At 70.1% G+C, this 15,921-nt stretch carries 17 protein-coding genes; 9 read left to right on the top strand and 8 right to left on the bottom strand.

Annotated features, from left to right (window positions below; all coding sequences use genetic code 11):
- Positions 1 to 57: 57 nt before the first annotated feature.
- From PA27867_RS15445 to PA27867_RS15435, 3 genes are all read left to right on the top strand, one after another.
- The gene (locus PA27867_RS15445) at positions 58 to 1,812 is read left to right on the top strand and encodes a pyruvate dehydrogenase (protein WP_066597828.1); all 1,755 of its coding nucleotides are present in this window, start codon (positions 58 to 60) and stop codon (positions 1,810 to 1,812) included.
- 164 nt (positions 1,813 to 1,976) lie between these two features.
- On the top strand, positions 1,977 to 3,197 hold the full coding sequence (locus PA27867_RS15440) for an AI-2E family transporter (protein ID WP_084021220.1): 1,221 nt from the start codon (positions 1,977 to 1,979) through the stop codon (positions 3,195 to 3,197).
- 73 nt (positions 3,198 to 3,270) lie between these two features.
- Complete coding sequence (locus tag PA27867_RS15435; protein WP_066597827.1) at positions 3,271 to 4,716, top strand: dihydrolipoyl dehydrogenase family protein; 1,446 nt, start codon at positions 3,271 to 3,273, stop codon at positions 4,714 to 4,716.
- 22 nt (positions 4,717 to 4,738) lie between these two features.
- Here PA27867_RS15435 and PA27867_RS15430 read toward each other — a convergent pair whose 3' ends face one another.
- The 3 genes from PA27867_RS15430 to PA27867_RS15420 form a co-directional block, all read right to left on the bottom strand.
- A complete protein-coding gene (locus PA27867_RS15430; RefSeq protein ID WP_066597826.1) occupies positions 4,739 to 6,184 on the bottom strand; it encodes an MATE family efflux transporter in 1,446 nt (481 codons plus the stop codon).
- A 149-nt stretch (positions 6,185 to 6,333) separates the two neighbouring features.
- Complete coding sequence (locus PA27867_RS15425) at positions 6,334 to 6,777, bottom strand: MarR family winged helix-turn-helix transcriptional regulator (protein WP_066597824.1); 444 nt, start codon at positions 6,775 to 6,777, stop codon at positions 6,334 to 6,336.
- A gap of 25 nt (positions 6,778 to 6,802) precedes the next feature.
- Positions 6,803 to 7,582: a dienelactone hydrolase family protein gene (locus PA27867_RS15420; RefSeq protein ID WP_066597819.1), complete on the bottom strand. Its 780-nt coding sequence runs from the start codon at positions 7,580 to 7,582 to the stop codon at positions 6,803 to 6,805.
- Positions 7,583 to 7,687: 105 nt separating this feature from the next.
- On the opposite strand from PA27867_RS15420, the gene PA27867_RS15415 reads away from it, so the two are divergent.
- The gene (locus PA27867_RS15415) at positions 7,688 to 7,930 is read left to right on the top strand and encodes a three-helix bundle dimerization domain-containing protein (protein WP_066597815.1); all 243 of its coding nucleotides are present in this window, start codon (positions 7,688 to 7,690) and stop codon (positions 7,928 to 7,930) included.
- Here the strand turns inward: PA27867_RS15415 and ppk2 are convergent, their stop codons facing one another.
- The gene (gene ppk2, locus PA27867_RS15410) at positions 7,931 to 8,755 is read right to left on the bottom strand and encodes a polyphosphate kinase 2 (protein ID WP_208857352.1); all 825 of its coding nucleotides are present in this window, start codon (positions 8,753 to 8,755) and stop codon (positions 7,931 to 7,933) included. It lies immediately after the preceding gene.
- 183 nt (positions 8,756 to 8,938) lie between these two features.
- Between ppk2 and PA27867_RS15405 the strand changes: the two genes are divergently transcribed.
- The 3 genes from PA27867_RS15405 to PA27867_RS15395 all read left to right on the top strand — a co-directional run bounded on the left by PA27867_RS15405 (position 8,939) and on the right by PA27867_RS15395 (position 10,629).
- Positions 8,939 to 9,337: a DUF6855 family protein gene (locus PA27867_RS15405; protein WP_066597811.1), complete on the top strand. Its 399-nt coding sequence runs from the start codon at positions 8,939 to 8,941 to the stop codon at positions 9,335 to 9,337.
- A gap of 47 nt (positions 9,338 to 9,384) precedes the next feature.
- Positions 9,385 to 9,735 carry a DUF6412 domain-containing protein gene (locus PA27867_RS15400; protein ID WP_066597809.1) on the top strand — a complete coding sequence of 117 codons (351 nt, stop codon included), beginning with the start codon at positions 9,385 to 9,387 and terminating at the stop codon, positions 9,733 to 9,735.
- Positions 9,736 to 9,828: 93 nt separating this feature from the next.
- Positions 9,829 to 10,629 (top strand): YidC/Oxa1 family membrane protein insertase, encoded by an 801-nt coding sequence (locus PA27867_RS15395; protein ID WP_066597808.1) that lies wholly within the window; start codon positions 9,829 to 9,831, stop codon positions 10,627 to 10,629.
- Positions 10,630 to 10,721: 92 nt separating this feature from the next.
- On the opposite strand, the gene PA27867_RS15390 is transcribed toward PA27867_RS15395, so the two are convergent.
- The 4 genes from PA27867_RS15390 to PA27867_RS15375 form a co-directional block, all read right to left on the bottom strand.
- On the bottom strand, positions 10,722 to 11,123 hold the full coding sequence (locus tag PA27867_RS15390; RefSeq protein WP_066597807.1) for an SPW repeat domain-containing protein: 402 nt from the start codon (positions 11,121 to 11,123) through the stop codon (positions 10,722 to 10,724).
- A 108-nt stretch (positions 11,124 to 11,231) separates the two neighbouring features.
- Positions 11,232 to 12,152, bottom strand: coding sequence for an endo alpha-1,4 polygalactosaminidase (locus tag PA27867_RS15385; RefSeq protein WP_084021219.1), 921 nt, complete (start codon positions 12,150 to 12,152; stop codon positions 11,232 to 11,234).
- Positions 12,153 to 12,177: 25 nt separating this feature from the next.
- The gene (locus tag PA27867_RS15380) at positions 12,178 to 12,678 is read right to left on the bottom strand and encodes a CarD family transcriptional regulator (protein ID WP_066597804.1); all 501 of its coding nucleotides are present in this window, start codon (positions 12,676 to 12,678) and stop codon (positions 12,178 to 12,180) included.
- Positions 12,679 to 12,879: 201 nt separating this feature from the next.
- Entirely contained in the window at positions 12,880 to 13,560 is a 681-nt protein-coding gene (locus PA27867_RS15375; RefSeq protein ID WP_066597802.1) for a potassium channel family protein, read from the bottom strand.
- A gap of 121 nt (positions 13,561 to 13,681) precedes the next feature.
- On the opposite strand from PA27867_RS15375, the gene PA27867_RS15370 reads away from it, so the two are divergent.
- Positions 13,682 to 14,803, top strand: coding sequence for a hypothetical protein (locus PA27867_RS15370; RefSeq protein WP_066597800.1), 1,122 nt, complete (start codon positions 13,682 to 13,684; stop codon positions 14,801 to 14,803).
- A gap of 72 nt (positions 14,804 to 14,875) precedes the next feature.
- Positions 14,876 to 15,901 carry a hypothetical protein gene (locus PA27867_RS15365; RefSeq protein ID WP_066597798.1) on the top strand — a complete coding sequence of 342 codons (1,026 nt, stop codon included), beginning with the start codon at positions 14,876 to 14,878 and terminating at the stop codon, positions 15,899 to 15,901.
- Positions 15,902 to 15,921: the final 20 nt, after the last annotated feature.

Genomic DNA, 15,921 nt, shown 5'->3' with positions numbered 1-15,921 from the left:
GCTGACTGTGACCGGCCGTACTGGAGGCCCGGGTGCCCCGCGGAGTTAACTGGGTCGATGGCTCAGACCGTCGCAGACCAACTCATCGCCCAGCTCGTCGACGCCGGGGTGCACCGCATCTACGGCATCGTGGGGGACAGCCTCAATCCAGTCGTGGATGCCGTGCGCCGCACCGGCGGCTCCGCCAAGGGCGGCATCGACTGGGTGCACGTGCGCAACGAGGAGGCCGCCGCCTTCGCCGCGGGGGCGGAGGCGCAGCTGACCGGAAAGCTGGCCGTTTGCGCGGGCAGTTGCGGGCCCGGCAACCTGCACCTGATCAACGGGCTCTACGACGCCCACCGCAGCGGGGCGCCGGTGCTCGCGATCGCCAGCCACATCCCCACCACCCAGATCGGCAGCAGCTTCTTCCAGGAGACCCACCCCGACCGGCTCTTCGTGGAGTGTTCGCACTACCGCGAGCTGATCTCCTCCGCCGCGCAGTCGCCCAAGGTCGTCAACGCGGCCATGCGGCACGCCCTGGCGCTCGGCGGGGTGTCGGTGGTGACGCTGCCCGGTGATGTCGCCGAGCTTCCCGCGGAAGGCTCGGTGCCCAAGCTGGTGCTGCCCGGCCGCCCCACCGTGGTGCCCGACCCGGCCGACGTGCGGGCCCTGGCCGATGCCATCGACAAGGCCAAGACCGTGGCGATCTTCGCCGGCGCCGGGGTGGAGGGCGCGCACGACGAGGTCGTGGCGTTCGCCGACCTCGTGGCCGCGCCCGTCGGGCACAGCCTGCGTGGCAAGCAGTGGATCCAGTACGACAACCCGTTCGACGTGGGCATGACGGGCCTGCTCGGCTACGGCGCCGCCCACGCCGGCATCCACGACGCCGACCTGGTATTGCTGCTCGGCACCGACTTCCCCTACGAGCAGTTCCTGCCCGACGGCGACAAGGTGGTCATCGCCCAGGTCGACACCGACCCGGCGCACCTGGGCCGGCGGGCCAGCGTGACCCACCCGGTGCACGGCGACGTGATCGCCACGCTTGCGGCCCTCACGGCGCTGGTGACGAAGAAGGCCGACCGGTCGTTCCTCGAGCGCACCCTCGCCAAGCACGAGAAGGTGCTCAGCAGCGTCGTGGGCACCTACACGGATGTCGACCACGGCCGGCCGATCCACCCGGAGTTCGCCGCCGCGACCCTCGACGACCTCGTCGCCGACGACGCCATCGTCACCGCCGACACCGGCATGGGCAATGTCTGGCAGGCCCGCTACCTCACCCCCAACGGCCGCCGCCGGCTGATCGGCTCGTACCTGCACGGTTCCATGGCCAACGCCGTGCCGCAGGCCATCGGCGCCCAGAGCGCCTACCCCGACCGTCAGGTGGTCACCATCAGCGGCGACGGTGGGCTCGCGATGCTGCTCGGCGAGCTCATCACCATCGCCGCCCAGAAGCTGCCGGTGAAGGTCGTGGTGTTCAACAACTCCACCCTCGGCCTGGTCAAACTCGAGATGTTCGTCGACGGCTATCCCGACTTCGCGGTCGATGTGCCCGCCGTCGACTACGCCGCCGTGGCCGCCGCGCTCGGCTTCTTCGCCGTGCGGGTGGAGGACCCGGGCCTGTTGCGCAGCGCGCTGACGGATGCGTTCGTGCACGACGGCCCAGCCCTGGTCGACATCGTCACCGACCCGCTGGCGCTGTCGCTGCCGCCGAACGTCACCGCGAAGCAGGTCAAGGGGTTCGCCCTGGCCCTGTCGAAGACCGTGCTCAACGGCGGGGTCGGGGAGGCCGTGCAGATGGCCAGGTCCAACATCCGGCACCTGCCCGGACTCTGACTCCGCATCAACTGACACCGCATCGACTGACACCGCATCGACTGACACCGCCGCGCCACCTCACCCGAACCGGGTGAGGGCACAGGGCGCGCCGGGGGTGGACACTGTGGCTGAGACCGGCCGTCACGGCCGGCACCAGCGTTCCGACCCCGGAGGGAGCCCCCATGTGGCGACGTCGACACCGCAGGGCTCCCGTCGAGGCTCCCGCGGTGCCCGGCGCGATCGAATCGGAGCTGGTCGCCACCGGAGCAGTGGCCCCGGCGATGATGCACCGCAGCACCTCGATCCTCCTCGGCCTGGGCGGGGCCACTGTGGCGGTCTTCGGGCTCGCGGCCATCGCGGGCATCGCCGCGCCGATCCTGCTGGCGCTCGTGCTGACGATCTGCGCGCATCCGGTGCGCCGCGGCCTCGAACGCCGTGGGGTGCCGCGGGGGCTGGCCACCGGGTCTGTCGTGGCCACGGTGTTCGTGGTGCTGGCCGCCTTCGTCGCCGCGCTCGGCCTGGCGCTGGGCCAGTTCGCCGCGCTGCTTCCGCAGTTCGCCAGCCAGATCAGCGATATCGGGGCGACGGTCGCCACCTGGCTGGCGAGCATCGGTTTCGGCTCCGCCCAAGTGCAGGCCGTGGAGTCGAGCTTCGACCCGAGCAACCTCGTGCCGCTCGTATCGGGACTGTTCGGCAGCATCACCAATGTCACGGTGGCCCTGGTGATCGTGCTGACCATGCTGATCCTGATGGCCGCGGACGCCGGCTACCTGCCCACGCTGCTCAGCCAGCTGCGGCCCTCCCGGCCCACCCTGGTGGCGGCCCTCACCGACTTCGCCTCCAGCGTGCGCCGTTACATGGTGGCCACGACCCTGCTCGGCATCGCCCAGGGGGTGCTCAACGCTCTCGCCCTGGTGTTGCTCGGTGTGCCCGGCGCGTTCCTCTGGGGGTTGCTGTCCTTCCTCTGCAGCTTCATCCCCAATGTGGGCTACTTCATCGCCATCATTCCGCCCACGGTGTTCGCCTTCCTCGTCGGCGGCTGGGCGCTGGCGCTGCCGGTGATCGTCATCTACGCCATCATCAACGCCGTCGTGCAGTCGATCGTGCAGCCGCGGGTGGTCGGCAACGCGGTGGCGTTGAGCCAGTCGCTGACCTTCGCATCCGTGCTCTTCTGGGCCATCGTGTTGGGCGCCATCGGCGCCATCCTGGCGATTCCGCTCACCCTGCTCATCCGCACGATCCTGGTGGATGCCGACCCCGCCGCCTCCTGGTGGCGCCCCCTGATCGGCGACCTCGACGAAACCCGCACGCTGATGAAATCCGAGGATGCCCGTAACAAGGCGTTGCGGAAGGCCGGCCGGGCGGCCAGCAAGGACGCCAAGCGCAGCTCGGGCGCCGGCTGAGACCTCCGGGTCGGGGCCGATTCCCAGCCCGGACTGGCAGTGTCAGTCTTCCGTTCGCTGCCCGGAGGTCCCGATGTCTGCTGTTCCCCCCACCGCCATCTCGCACTACGACGTGCTCGTCATCGGAGCCGGCCCGGCCGGCACCTCCGCCGCCCTGCGCGCCGCGGAACTCGGCGCCAGCGTCGCCGTGGCCGAATCGGACCGCACCGGCGGCACCTGCGTGAACACAGGCTGCGTGCCCACCCGGGCACTCGCCAAGGCCGCCCGGCTCATGCGGGAGGTGCGCACCGCTGACACCTACGGCATCGAGGCTGTCATCGAGCGCTTCGACTGGCGCACAACGGCCGCCCGGGTCACCGAATCCGTCGACCGGGTGCGGGCTATCAAACGGGAGGCCGAACGGTTCTCCGACGCCGGGATCGACCTCATTCTGGAGGGCCGTGCCCGGTTCGTCGACCCGCACACCGTCGAGCTCGGCTCGGGGCGCCGCATCAGCGCCGACAACATCCTGGTCTGCGTGGGCGGCCACTCCCGGCGGCTGCCGATCCCGGGCGCCGAGCTGGCGACGGTGCCGGAGCACGTGCTGAGCCTGCCGGCCCTGCCCGAACGCCTCGCGGTGATCGGCGGCGGCAACACCGGAGCTCAGCTGGTCACCATCTTCAGCTCGTTCGGCTCGCGGGTGACCCTGCTCGACGTGGCGCCGCGCATCCTGATGGCCTCGGACGCCGCCGTCTCGGAGGCAGTGAGCACGGCGTTCCGGGAGCAGGGCACCCGGGTCGAAACCGGCATCAGCACCGTGGAGTCGCTCGTGCGCGATGCCGACGGCTCCATCACCCTCACCTGGCAGGCGGGCGGTGAGCCCGTCTCCGATAGCTTCGACGCCGTCATCATGGCCACCGGCTGGCCGGCGGATGTGGACGACCTGGGTCTGGAGAACGCCGGCGTCGCCACCGTGCGCTCGGCGATCCCCGTCGACCAGTACTTCCGCAGCGAGGTGTCACACATCTTCGCCGTCGGCGACGCGAACGGCCGGGACATGCTCGTGCAGGCCGCCCAGTTCGAGGGCGAGGCCGCCGCCGAGAACGCGGTGCTCGGCACCAACCGCCGCACGCCGCACCACCTGCTGCCGGCCGGCGGTTTCACCGACCCCGACTACGCCGGGGTGGGGCTCACCGAGGAGCAGGCTCGCGCCAGGGACCCGCTCTGTGTCGTCGCCACCGTGCCGTACGCGAGCCTGGACCGGGCCGTGATCGACGACCGGGAACGCGGCTTCCTGATGCTCATCTCCGACCGCCGCCGGGACCTGATCCTCGGCGCGCACGCGGTGGGGGAGAACGCCATCGAGGTGGTGCAGTCGGTGACGACGGCCATCGCCGCGGGCGTTGACGTGGCCACCCTCGCCCACGTGCGCTTCGCCTATCCCACCTATAGCGCCATCATCGGCCTCGCTGCCCGTTCCCTCCTGGCCGAGGCCGCCCCCGCCGCCGCGCCCGAAGCGGTGGCCGCCACCCTGGAGTAACGCCGCCCGGCCAGTGGCCGGCTCAGCCCTGGGCGTGCTCCAGGGCCTCCTCGGCGCGCTCCGGGCTGCCGTCGGCCAAGCCGCGATCTATCGCGGCCCGGGAGGCGAACCACATGGCGATCCCGACCAGGAACACGGCACCCTCGGTGACGGTGAGCGCCCAGATGATGCCGGGCAGGCCGAACCAGAGGTTGCCGAGGAAGACGATCGGGAGGAACAACACACCCTGCGTGACCGACATCACGGTGGCCGCCGCGGCCCGCCCGGTGGCCTGGAACAGCGAGGTGAAGAGCCCGGTGAAGCTGTTCGCGATCATGGCCACGAGCTGGGCCGTGAGGATGGCGACGCCGATGCCGAGCATGTCGGGGTTGGCGACGAACGCGGCGAAGACCTGCTCGCGAAACACGAACACGGTGGACGCGAAGAGCACCGAGATGGTGGCCACAGCGGTGAAGGATGCGCGCAACGCCGCGCTGAGGCGATTCCGGTCGCCCTTGCCGTAGGAGTAAGCGAGCAGCGGCAGCACACCGATGGTCACCCCCATGACCAGGAATTCGGGTACCTGGGCGATGCGCACCGCGACGCCCATGGCCGCAAGGGGACCGTCGCCATAGGCGGCCGCGAGGTTGTTGAGCACCAGGGCGGTCACGATCAGGAAGGCGGACTGCAACAGGGTTCCCACGCCCACACCGAGCACCGGCCGCAGCACGGCTGGCGAGAGTGTGAACCACCGCGGTGCCAGGCTCGCGTGTTCACTGTTCCGGGCGAGCCAGAGGCCGAAATAGATGACGATGCCGAGGTTGGCCAACCCCATCGACAGGGCCGCTCCGGCGACTCCCCAGTGCAGCACCAGGATGAACAGCAGGTCGAAAACCAGGTTGGCGATCACCGAGGCGATCAACCCGATCATGACCTGGCGGGCGGCGCCCTCCGCCCGCACGAGCTGCTCGAGGCAGACGGCTGCGGCCAGCACGGGCACGAACGCGAGCATCACACCCACGAAGGCCGTGGTGGCCGGCCCGGCGGCGCCGTCTGCGCCGAGAAGCGACACGACCGGCTTCAACAGGAGCAGCCCGGCGGAGCCGATGACGGCTCCGGCGATCAGGGAGCCCCAGAAGGAGAACGACGACACGTGTTTGATCTGGGCGGCCGCGCCGGGATCGTGTTCCGCGGTACCGAGCAGCCGCGAGATCATCGCGCCGCCGCCGACGCCGAACACGTTGCCGACCGCCATGACCAGGCCGAGGATCGGCGAGCCGAGGGTGATCGCGGCGAGCAGCGCGGTGTCGTGAAGCGACCCGACGACGCCCGCGTTGATGAGGTTGTAGAGGGCGCCGACGATCATCGCGGCAGCCATCGGTACGCAGAGGTGGATCAGGGCGCGCAGGATCGGTGCCGTGGAGAGGTACCAGCGGTTGGTGCCGGTGACGTCGGACGGGCCTGTGGATTCGGGGGTGCTGGGGTTCATGGCTGCTTCTTTCCGGGCAGGTTCGAGCGCGCTCCGACAACGGCCGGTGCGGCAAGGAAGGGGAGGAATGGAGGGATTCGGGCGCGCCGAATAACGCCGGCATGGCCGGCCGTGACGAGCCTGGGTGTCCGGGGTGGGTGGCCCGGGGCCTAGCGGGTAGGTTGTGGCAGTTCTGCGGTGATCTTCAGAAGCAGGGCGTTGAGGGTGGCTCGCTCATCCTCGTCGAGGGGACCGAGGATGGTCTCCCCGGCCGCGGCCATTGCGTCGTCGAACCCCGAGATGAGGTCGGCTCCGGCGGACGTCGCATAGACGCGCTTTCTCCGCTCGTCACCGTCCTCGGTGCGTCGCTCCACCAGACCGCGCCGTTCGAGCCCCTGCAGAAGGCTCGACACGCTCGCGGCGGTGGTGCGGCTCACCTCGGCTAGGTCGCGCTGGATCGCCCCGGGATTCTGGACCAGGTAGTCGAGCACGAAACTCTGAGCACGACTGAGGTCGCGTTCCCTGATCCAGTCCTCGCCGGCCTTCATCTGCGCCCACCCGATCCAGCGGAAGAGGTGGAGGCTTGAAGTGAGGGAGTGCTCTGCGTCCTGCATGATTAGAACTCTAACTGTTTGATATCTAACTGTCAAGGGATGCCGCGGGGGCATCCGTCGCGAGGTGCTCGGCGAAGAACGCGTCGATGCGCCGCCAGGCATCCGCGGCCGCCACGGGGTCTGGACCGGCGCCGAGGAAGCGCTTGAGGGCGAACCGGAGGGCGACGGGCCCGCTCTCGGCGTCGTTGAGGAACGCGTGCCCGGCGCCGGGGTATTCCACCACATCGTGCGGGACGGCCAGTCGGGTCAGCGACGCATCCAGGCGCCCGGCCGCGCCGCGCAGCGACCGGTCCCGGCCGCCGTAGCTGCCCACGATGGGGCAGGCGCCGGTGAGGGCGTCGTCGAGCTCGGCGTCGGTACCGCCGGGCAGCATGCCGTAGTTGGCTGAGGCCGCATCGAACCCGCGGGTCGCCGCGGCCAGGGCGAAACCGCCGCCCATGCAGAAGCCCAGCACGCCGACCGCGCCCGTGCAGTCGTCGCGGGCGCCGAGCGCGGTGCGGGCCGACTCGATATCGACGAACGCCCGGCCCTGGCCCGCCGAGAGCGAACGGAAGGTGGCGACCAGGCAGCGACGGGCGCCGCCCTCGCTGAACAGGTCGGGCATCAGCGCGAGGTAGCCGGCCGCGGCCATCCGCTCAACCTGGCGCCGCATCACGTCGTTCAGCCCGAACGCCTCGTGCACGAGCACCACGCCCGGCCACGGCCCGGGCCCGGCCGGGACGCCCAGCACCGCGGCGAGGCCGAAACTGCCGCCCGGCGTGGCGGGCAGGGTCATGTCGATCACAGTGGGGGAGCCGGTGGCCATGGTTTCCCTTTCGAGGAACGAGGCGCCTGCACATCGGTGCAGCGCGCGGTGCTTCAGCGTAGCCCCGGAATTGACCGGACCGATCGTGAAGAACAGACTGATCCGGTGGACACTGAAGAGCGCACCGAACACGAAGACCACGCCGTGGCCCAGGTCATCGACCGTCTTGTGGAGCGATACCCTGACCGGCCCCGGTCGTTCATCGAGAACGTCGTCACCGAGGAACGCCACCTGCTCGACGGCAAACCGATCCGGGATTACGTGCCCGTGCTGATCGAGCACGGCGCGAAGGCACGGCTGCGAAACGCCACCGGGCACGGCCCGGCGCAGCGCCCCGCGCACGGCTAGCTACCCCTTGCCCTTGCCCTTCGACTTGGCCTCCGCGGCCAATTCGGTGATGCGCGCGGCATGGTCGGGCACCGGACGGTTCAGTTCGCGAGGCGGGCGTTCGTAGTCCGACGCCGGCGGCCGATGCGGGATGCGCACGAGCGGCGGTTCCATGTGCTCGTAGGGCACCATCGACAGGAAGTGGCTGATCATGTTGAGGCGGGCGGCGCGCTTGTCCTCGCTCTCGACCACCCACCACGGGGCCTCGGCGATGTCGGTGTGCACGAACATCTCGTCCTTGGCCTTGGAGTAGTCCACCCACTTGGTGATCGACAACACGTCGGTCTCGGAGAGCTTCCAACGGCGCATCGGGTCCTTCAGCCGGGAGCGGAAGCGCAGCTCCTGCTCCTTGTCCGACACCGAGAACCAGTACTTGAGCAGAATGATGCCGTCCTCGACCAGCATCCGTTCGAACAGGGGGGCCTGGTGCAGGAACCGGCGGTATTCGTCGGGTGTGCAGTAGCCCATCACCTTCTCCACTCCGGCCCGGTTGTACCAGGAGCGGTCCATCAGCACGATCTCACCGGCCGTGGGCAGGTGCTCGATGTAGCGCTGGAAATACCACTGGCCGCGCTGACGGTCGGTGGGCACCGGGAGCGCCACGATGCGGGCGATGCGCGGGTTGAGGTACTCGGTGACCCGCTTGATGGCCGAGCCCTTGCCCGCCGCATCACGGCCCTCGAAGATCACCACGATGCGGGCGCCGGACTCGCGCACCCACTCCTGCATGGTCACCAGATCGGCCTGGAGCCGGCGCAGCTCGTCTTCGTAGAGCTTCTTGTTCATGCGGGGTGTGCCGGATGCGTCCTTCTTCGCCATGCGCGGTCCCTCCAGTTCGCGTGGGCTGTCCACGTGCGCTCAGCGTACTCGGTGGTTTGGCCGCCGCTCTAGCGATAGCCCGGTCTGGTGCCTAGGCTGACGGCAAGCGGGAGTCGAGCGGCGTGCGCCGGCCCCGGAGCAGGAGACCCGATGACCCCAGGAACTGCTGCCGATCCCTGGCAGCTCACGACAGCACCCGGCTCCTCGACCTACACGATGTACCGTGAGGGCGACGAACTCGTCTGCCAGGTGGGCGCAACGACCCTGAAGTACCGGGCGCGCGCCATCGACGACCTGCACGCCTGGCTGCTTGAGCAGGGCGACTGGGTGCCGCTCGGCGCCAGCGACGAGAAGAAGCCCGCGCCGGAGGGCAGCGTCGAGGGGTGGGGCCGCTCCGCCGACAACCCGGTCGGCGGTTGGTACGGCCTGCGCTCGGGCTACCGGGGCCGGTTCGGCATGTACCTGCCTCCGCTGCTCGAACATCTCGGCCTGGCCGAACTCACCCACGAGAAGCGCAACAACCAGATGCGGGCGCTTCCCTCCGACTAGAGTGGCGGAACAAGACCGGACGGACGACTGAGCTGGAGGTGACCCGGATGCGCACACGAACGCTGCTGCCCGCCGGGGCATCGCCGACTGCCCGCCTGTCGGTCGCGCTCGGACTGAGCCTGGGCGCCGGGTTCGGCCTCGGCGCGCTGCTGCTCGGCGGACGCGGCTTCGGCGAGGTTCTCGCCCTGGCCGCCCTCTTCACCTTGAGCGCCTCGGCTCTGGCCGTCACCGGCGCGGCCCAGCAGGTGCTGGCGATGCTCGTCATGGTGCTCACCGGAGCACCCACTCCCGTCGCCCGGCCCTACCCCGAACTGGCCTCGCAGGTAGGCCAGAGCGTTCCGGATGCGCCGGGCAAGCCCCAGCCCCGAGCCCCGGGGCGCGCCCTCCCGGTCGCCTAGGAGCCTTTCCCGCGCCGCACCCACCGGGTGCCCGCCCTTCCTGTCGCGACCATACGGTTCCCCATTTTCCGTATTCCGACCGGGAGTCTCCCCATGAATTTCTATGCCTTCGGCCCCATCGCGGCCGTGCTCGACGCGGCCTATGCCGTTCTGCACAACCTCACCCTGTTCCTCACCCCGCTCACCGCGGCCAACGCGGCCGCCCTCGCGATCATCGTGCTCACCCTCGCCCTGCGCCTGGTGCTCATCCCCGTCGGGGTCTCCCAGGCCCGGGCCCAACAGCAGCGGCAACGCCTCGCTCCGCGCCTCACCGAGCTGCGCCGCCAACACGGCAGCAACCCCGAACGCCTGCAACGGGAGACCATGGCCCTGTACGCGGCCGAGAACGCGTCGCCCCTGGCCGGATGCCTGCCCCTGCTCGTGCAGGCCCCGATCCTCTCGAGCGTCTACGGCCTCTTCGTGCTGGGCACCATCAACGGTCACGACAACGCCCTCCTCGCCGGCAGCCTGTTCGGCAGCCCGCTGGGCACCAGCATCCTCTCCGGCTGGGGCGCCGGCACCACCCCGGCGGTGCTCCTGGTCGGCGGGGTGCTGCTCGCCGTGCTGCTCGCTGCCCAGCTGCTCAGCCGGCGGCTGATGCTCGCCCAGGCCGCCGCATCCGCCGCCCCGGTCGGCCCGCCATCGGCCAGTGCGGCGGTCCCGCCGGTTCCGGGAGCCCTCTCTCCGGCGGCCCAGGCGACCATGACGGGAGTGCTGAGCTGGCTGCCGCTCATCAGCGTGGTCTTCGCGGCCTTCGTGCCGCTGGCCGCGGCGATCTACCTCACGGTGAGCGCGGTGTGGAGTGCCGCAGAGCGTTCACTGCTCTGGCGCATCCTACGTCCGGTCGCCCGGTAACCACCCGCTGCCCGACGTGCCGCGGGCACACAAAAGCGGCAAGCGCCCCCAGTGCCGGGAGCGCTTGCCGCAGTCTGTGTGCGTACCGGGTATCAGGCGACGCTGCTGGCGTGCGCCTTGGAGCCGGTGACGCTGGTGCCGGGCTGGCTCTTGGAGCAGAGCACGACGAGGATCACGGCGACACCGACCGCGATGTGCGGCAGCCAGGCGTTCGGGGCCTCGTTGATGAAGCCGAACAGGAACGGGGAAGCGATCAGGAACACCGACGCGACGATGTCGAAGACCAGGTGAACGGGCATGCCGATGACCTTGACCAGGCCCAGCTCGTAGCGGGTGAAGAGGCTGTAGAGGATCAGGCCGACGCCCAGGATGCGCGGGATGATGACGGCCGCGCCGCCGACCTCTTCGAACATGAAGATCGTGGGGGCGAGGATCAGGGCGATGGCGACGACGTAGTCGAGAACGGCGTGGACCTTGGTGGGAATGAAACGCATGAGGAGCTCCTTGATGACTGGACCGCAAGGCCGGATCGCCTCACGTGTTTAGTTCGCCACCCTCACGCAGACGGATTGGTCGGCCTTCCGCCGAAACACCACAACGGGTCAGCAGCGCTCGTACACGTATCCGTCCGAGCCCGCTGTGACGAGGTCCCGGTCGCGCAAAATCATCGACAGTGGCCGGTCCGATTCGGCGCAGGCCGCGGCGAAGTCGACGCGCAAATCGTCGCTGTACTCGATCGCCAGCACGTGGTCGCCGTAGGCGGCGGTGTAGAGCCCGCACTCCTCCCAGCGGTCGCATTCCTCGGCCACGGCGAAGTCGAACGTTCCGGCGAGTTCGTCGGCGAGGTCGGCGGCGTTCTTCTGGCCGATCGCGAGCCCCTCGGCATGGGCACCGTCCACCAGCAGGGTCGCCAGCGCCACATTGTCGTCGACCGTGAGCAGCCCGGCCGAGCGGGTATACGAGTCGAGGTTATCGATCTCCACCGCGTCGAAGCCGGCGGATGCGCATCCGGCGATCTGCGGCAGCGTCAGCGCGGCGATCGCGGTGCGTTTCGCGGCGGTGCCGGTGTCGAACAGGAACTCGTCCGGCCAGTTCTCGTCGCGCACAGGCCCGCCCTCGGCGGTGAGGATCAGCTCGGGGGAGTCGGCCAGGAGCCGCTCGGAGTCGGCCGGCTGGGTCTGGAACCCGTTGAGGTAGCAGATCGAGTACAGGCCGGGGGCGGGCGCCTCGGTGCTGTCGCGGGCGACGATGCTCACCCCGTCCGGCGGGTCGTAGGCGCCGCCGAGCTGGTAGTCCAGGCCGCCGCCAACGGGCGGCAGTGTCTGGCCGGGCCCGGATGCCGCGGGCTGAGCGCCCGCGCAGCCCGCCAGTGCCAGCGCCAGCAGCGCGGCCGGCAGAACGGCGCGGGCTCGTCCGGCGGCCGTACGCCGTGCTGAGCCTGTCGAAGCACGCCGTGCTGAGCCTGTCGAAGCAGACCGGTTAATCCACAAACGTCGCCGGACGGCAACCAGGGGGCTGCTCATCCGACGACGTTGTAAGGGGTGTGAACTAGGCGACTTCGGCGACGCTGGCGTTCAGGACGTCGTCGAGGGTGACGAAGGCCTCTTCCTCGGTGGACTTCTGCGCGAGCGCGAGCTCGGAGACGAGAACCTGACGGGCCTTGATGAGCATCCGCTTCTCACCGGCGGAGACGCCGGAGATGCGGTCGCGGCGCCACAGGTCGCGAACGACCTCGCTGACGCGGTAGACGCTGCCGCTGCCCATCTTCTCGGTGTTGGCCTTGTAGCGGCGCGACCAGTTGCTCGGCTCTTCCTCGACGTCGCTGCGAAGCACGTCGAAGACAGCCTCGACACCCGCGGCGTCGATGACATCGCGAACGCCGACGAGCTCGGCGTTGTCGATGGGCAGGTTGATGGCCAGGTCACTCTGGTGCACGGTGAGCGTGATGTAGCGCTTTTCGACACCCTTGATCGTGCGGGTCTCGACCGCGGTGATCGTTGCTGCGCCGTGGTGGGGATAGACGACGGTCTCGCCGACTTCGAAAATCATCTGATGCAGCCTCATAATTCGTTGAGCGTGGTTGACGTATCACCCGGACGACCGCGCGGGGCGCAGACGTGCTCCTCCGCGGTGCTGCGACAGCCGATTCGAGGCACCCAGGGCAGGTCACTGGATACAACACGCGACTGAAAATGGCACAGCGGTTCGTTAAGGGTATTGAGAGAGTGTATCATTCCCGCCTCGCTGGCCCTATTCGGCCCGGTGACGCTCCTCCTCGAGGTCGGCGACACGCTGCACGATCCACGACGACAGGGTGGCGGTGAGCACACCGAGCACGGCCACGCCGCCGAGCATCAGGGCCGTGGCGATGGCGCGCCCGCGGATGGTGAGCGGCGTGAAGTCCCCGTATCCCACGGTGGTGATGGTCACCGCCGCCCACCAGAGCGAGTCGCCGAACGAGGTGATGTTGGCGTTCGGGTCGCTCCGTTCCGCCTCGAGCACCGCCAGCGCGGCGATATAGGTCACCAGCACCGCCGTGCCGGCCAGGTACACCAGCACCCGCGCCCGGAATGCGGTGCCCGCCGAGCTCTGGAACAGGCTGCTGCGCGCCAGCACCCGCAACAGCCGCAAGGGTCGCAGCAGCGGCAGCAGCACGAAGAGCAGATTGACGGGATGCCGCCGCGCCCACTGCCAGGCATGGTCGGCGAGCACGAGATCGATGAGGTAGCTCACCGGGAACAGCCCCCAACTGACCAGGATCACGATCCGCAGCAGCGCAGCCGTGGAGACGTCGACCGCTCCGATCACCGAGATCGAGTAGGCGACCAGGAACACCAGGGCCGCAATGGTGAGCGGCCAGTCCACGGCCTGCTGCCAGCGTGCCTGCCGGGGCCCACCCCACGGGTCCACCCGGTGTTCGGTCACGGTCATGCGGGCATCCTGCCACCGGCTCGGGGTGCGGCCAATGCCCTCCGCGCACCCTCCCGGCATCTGGCCGCGGAGGTTCGCGGGCGGCCCGAGCGGTGACAGGATGTGCGCAACGACGGGAGTGATGGTGACAGAGGCACGGGACGACGGCGATCCGTACGAACAGGCCCGGCACAATGCGGCCTTCCTGCAGGCGGTGACCCGGGCCCATCTGGGCCACTGGGACGTGCTCGACGCGCTGTGGTGGGGGTCGCACCCCGACGAGCCCACCCCCGACGGCACCACGTCACCCAACGAGCGGCTCCGCGACCTCCAGCGCCGGGTGTTCGCGGCCGACGGCGACGCTGCGGGCGACCGTGCCGTCGGCGACGCCCTGCACGCGCTGGAAGCCGAAATCACGGCCGAACAGACGGCCATCGCCGCCGCGGTGGCCGCCGCGCGCAGCGGGCGACGGGTGCCGGCCGCGGGCACGTCGGCCGCTGCCGGCAGGCAGGGTGGGTCGGGTGCCGTGCCGGCCGGGGCAGAGGTCTCCGGTGACGAGGGAGCCGTCGCCGGTCTGCCCGGCTCCGAGTCGTTCGGCACCGAGTCGTTCGGCACAGAGGCGGCCGACACGGCGGCGGGCGCCGCATCCGTCTCGATGGCGGATGCGCCGGCCGAGCCGGGCGCACCATCGCGCCTTGCGCCACGCCACCGGGTACTGCTCGGGGTGGCCCTGGCCGGCGCCGTGGGGCTCGGGGCCGTCGTGGGCAGCCAGGTTGACGACCTGGCGCCCTGGGGAGTCGCGCCTCCACCGGCCAGCGATGCCGCCCCCGTCACACCCACTCCCACCTCCACGCTGGAGGTGCCGGTGCTCGCCGCACAGGTGTTCGCGCGCGCCCAGGCGCCGCGGGACGTTCCCCTCGTGCCCATGCCCGCGGCCTTCGAACCCGGGTCGTTCCGCTACCTCGGCTCGGCGGGCTGGACCGACGCCGACGGCAACGGGCTCACCGACTCGCCCTATTACGCGGCCCGCGGCTCGGCGAACATGATCTGCCTGGTAGCCGTGCCCGAGGGCAGCGGCTACCTGTCGACGTGCTCGCTCGAATCCGACTTCCCCTCGGCGGGCCTCCGCCTCTCCTGGGAGAGCACCGACATGCTGCAGGGTGCCAGCGCCGGCACGACACCGATGGTGCTGGACATCACGGTGGCCTGGCAGCGCGACTCCACCATCGAGACGCGCGGCTCCGGCCGGGTGGTCGCTCCCTGAGCGCAGCGCCGGTGCGGCACCGCTCCGCCCGGTGCGTGTGGCAGGATGTGCACAACAATGAGGGGGGTTTCATTGGCCGGGAACAGGCACGACGATCCGTACGAGCGAGCTCTGGAGAACCCGGACTTCGCCGCCGCCGTGGCCGCCGCCCACACCGGTGCCTGGCGCCTGCCGGACGCGCTCTGGTGGGAATGGCACCCCGAGGACCCGGCCCCCAGCGGCACGCCGTCGCCCATCGCGACCCTGCGGGCGCTGCAGCGCCGAGTCTTCGCGGCGGACGGCGACGCGGCCGGCGACGCGGTCGTGGCCGAGGCCGTGCGGGGCCTCGAGGCGGAGATTGCCGCCGAGCGGCTGGCCATTGCCGAGGCCCTGCGCGCTGCCAATGCCCAGGAAATCGGCGCCTCGGCCACCGTCGTCGCATCCACCTTCGACGAGCTGGTGGGGTCGGCAGCAGGCGAGGACGCGCTGGAGCCAGAGGTCGTCGAATCGGACCGGGCGCCGCAGTGGCTGTCCGGACGATTCGGCCGCCGCCACTGGCTCCTGGCCGGCGGCATCCTGCTCGCGGTAGCCATCGGCGTGATCCTCGGCAGCCAGCTGGGCGCCGCGGGCCTCGTCAGCGGGGCTGCGCCCACGCCGTCCGGCACGCCGAGCCCCTCGCCGGCGGCGTCGATCGCCACGGTGTCCTCGGAATCGCCGAGCATGATCTTCCTCCGCGAGCAGACGCCGAAGGACATCCCGCTCGTGTCGACCGGCACGGTGTTTCAGGCCGATTCCTTCCGCTACCTCGGGTCGGCCGACTGGTCGGAGAACCCCAATGAGGTGGGCATCTCGCCCTATTACGCGGCGCTGTCCACCAGCCATATGACCTGCCTCGTCGCCATGCCGGAAAGCGGTGGCTACGTGTCGACCTGCGCACTCGAGTCAGGCTTTCCGTCGGCGGGGTTGCGGTTGTACTGGGAGAGCAACGCCGTGATGCACAGCGAGACAGGCGTGTCGCAGGTGCTCGGTGACTTCGTTGTGGTCTGGGAACTCGACGGTGGCCTGTCGGCCGAATTCAGGGGCCGGCCAACCTCTTCGGACGTGGTGGCCGAGGGGTGACTTCACACTCGGGGACTCCG

This window comes from Cryobacterium arcticum (assembly GCF_001679725.1).
Classification (GTDB): Bacteria; Actinomycetota; Actinomycetes; order Actinomycetales; family Microbacteriaceae; genus Cryobacterium; species Cryobacterium arcticum_A.
This window is presented reverse-complemented; position numbering and strand designations above follow the sequence as displayed.

Excerpts from the sequence above, each read along its gene's own strand:
- PA27867_RS15445 (WP_066597828.1), top strand. The coding sequence starts at position 58 with ATGGCTCAGACCGTCGCAGACCAACTCATCGCCCAGCTCGTCGACGCC.
- PA27867_RS15440 (WP_084021220.1), top strand. The coding sequence starts at position 1,977 with ATGTGGCGACGTCGACACCGCAGGGCTCCCGTCGAGGCTCCCGCGGTG.
- PA27867_RS15435 (WP_066597827.1), top strand. The coding sequence starts at position 3,271 with ATGTCTGCTGTTCCCCCCACCGCCATCTCGCACTACGACGTGCTCGTC.
- PA27867_RS15430 (WP_066597826.1), bottom strand. The coding sequence starts at position 6,184 with ATGAACCCCAGCACCCCCGAATCCACAGGCCCGTCCGACGTCACCGGC.
- PA27867_RS15425 (WP_066597824.1), bottom strand. The coding sequence starts at position 6,777 with ATGCAGGACGCAGAGCACTCCCTCACTTCAAGCCTCCACCTCTTCCGC.
- PA27867_RS15420 (WP_066597819.1), bottom strand. The coding sequence starts at position 7,582 with ATGGCCACCGGCTCCCCCACTGTGATCGACATGACCCTGCCCGCCACG.
- ppk2 (WP_208857352.1), bottom strand. The coding sequence starts at position 8,755 with ATGAACAAGAAGCTCTACGAAGACGAGCTGCGCCGGCTCCAGGCCGAT.
- PA27867_RS15405 (WP_066597811.1), top strand. The coding sequence starts at position 8,939 with ATGACCCCAGGAACTGCTGCCGATCCCTGGCAGCTCACGACAGCACCC.
- PA27867_RS15400 (WP_066597809.1), top strand. The coding sequence starts at position 9,385 with ATGCGCACACGAACGCTGCTGCCCGCCGGGGCATCGCCGACTGCCCGC.
- PA27867_RS15395 (WP_066597808.1), top strand. The coding sequence starts at position 9,829 with ATGAATTTCTATGCCTTCGGCCCCATCGCGGCCGTGCTCGACGCGGCC.
- PA27867_RS15390 (WP_066597807.1), bottom strand. The coding sequence starts at position 11,123 with ATGCGTTTCATTCCCACCAAGGTCCACGCCGTTCTCGACTACGTCGTC.
- PA27867_RS15385 (WP_084021219.1), bottom strand. The coding sequence starts at position 12,152 with ATGAGCAGCCCCCTGGTTGCCGTCCGGCGACGTTTGTGGATTAACCGG.
- PA27867_RS15380 (WP_066597804.1), bottom strand. The coding sequence starts at position 12,678 with ATGATTTTCGAAGTCGGCGAGACCGTCGTCTATCCCCACCACGGCGCA.
- PA27867_RS15375 (WP_066597802.1), bottom strand. The coding sequence starts at position 13,560 with ATGACCGTGACCGAACACCGGGTGGACCCGTGGGGTGGGCCCCGGCAG.
- PA27867_RS15370 (WP_066597800.1), top strand. The coding sequence starts at position 13,682 with ATGGTGACAGAGGCACGGGACGACGGCGATCCGTACGAACAGGCCCGG.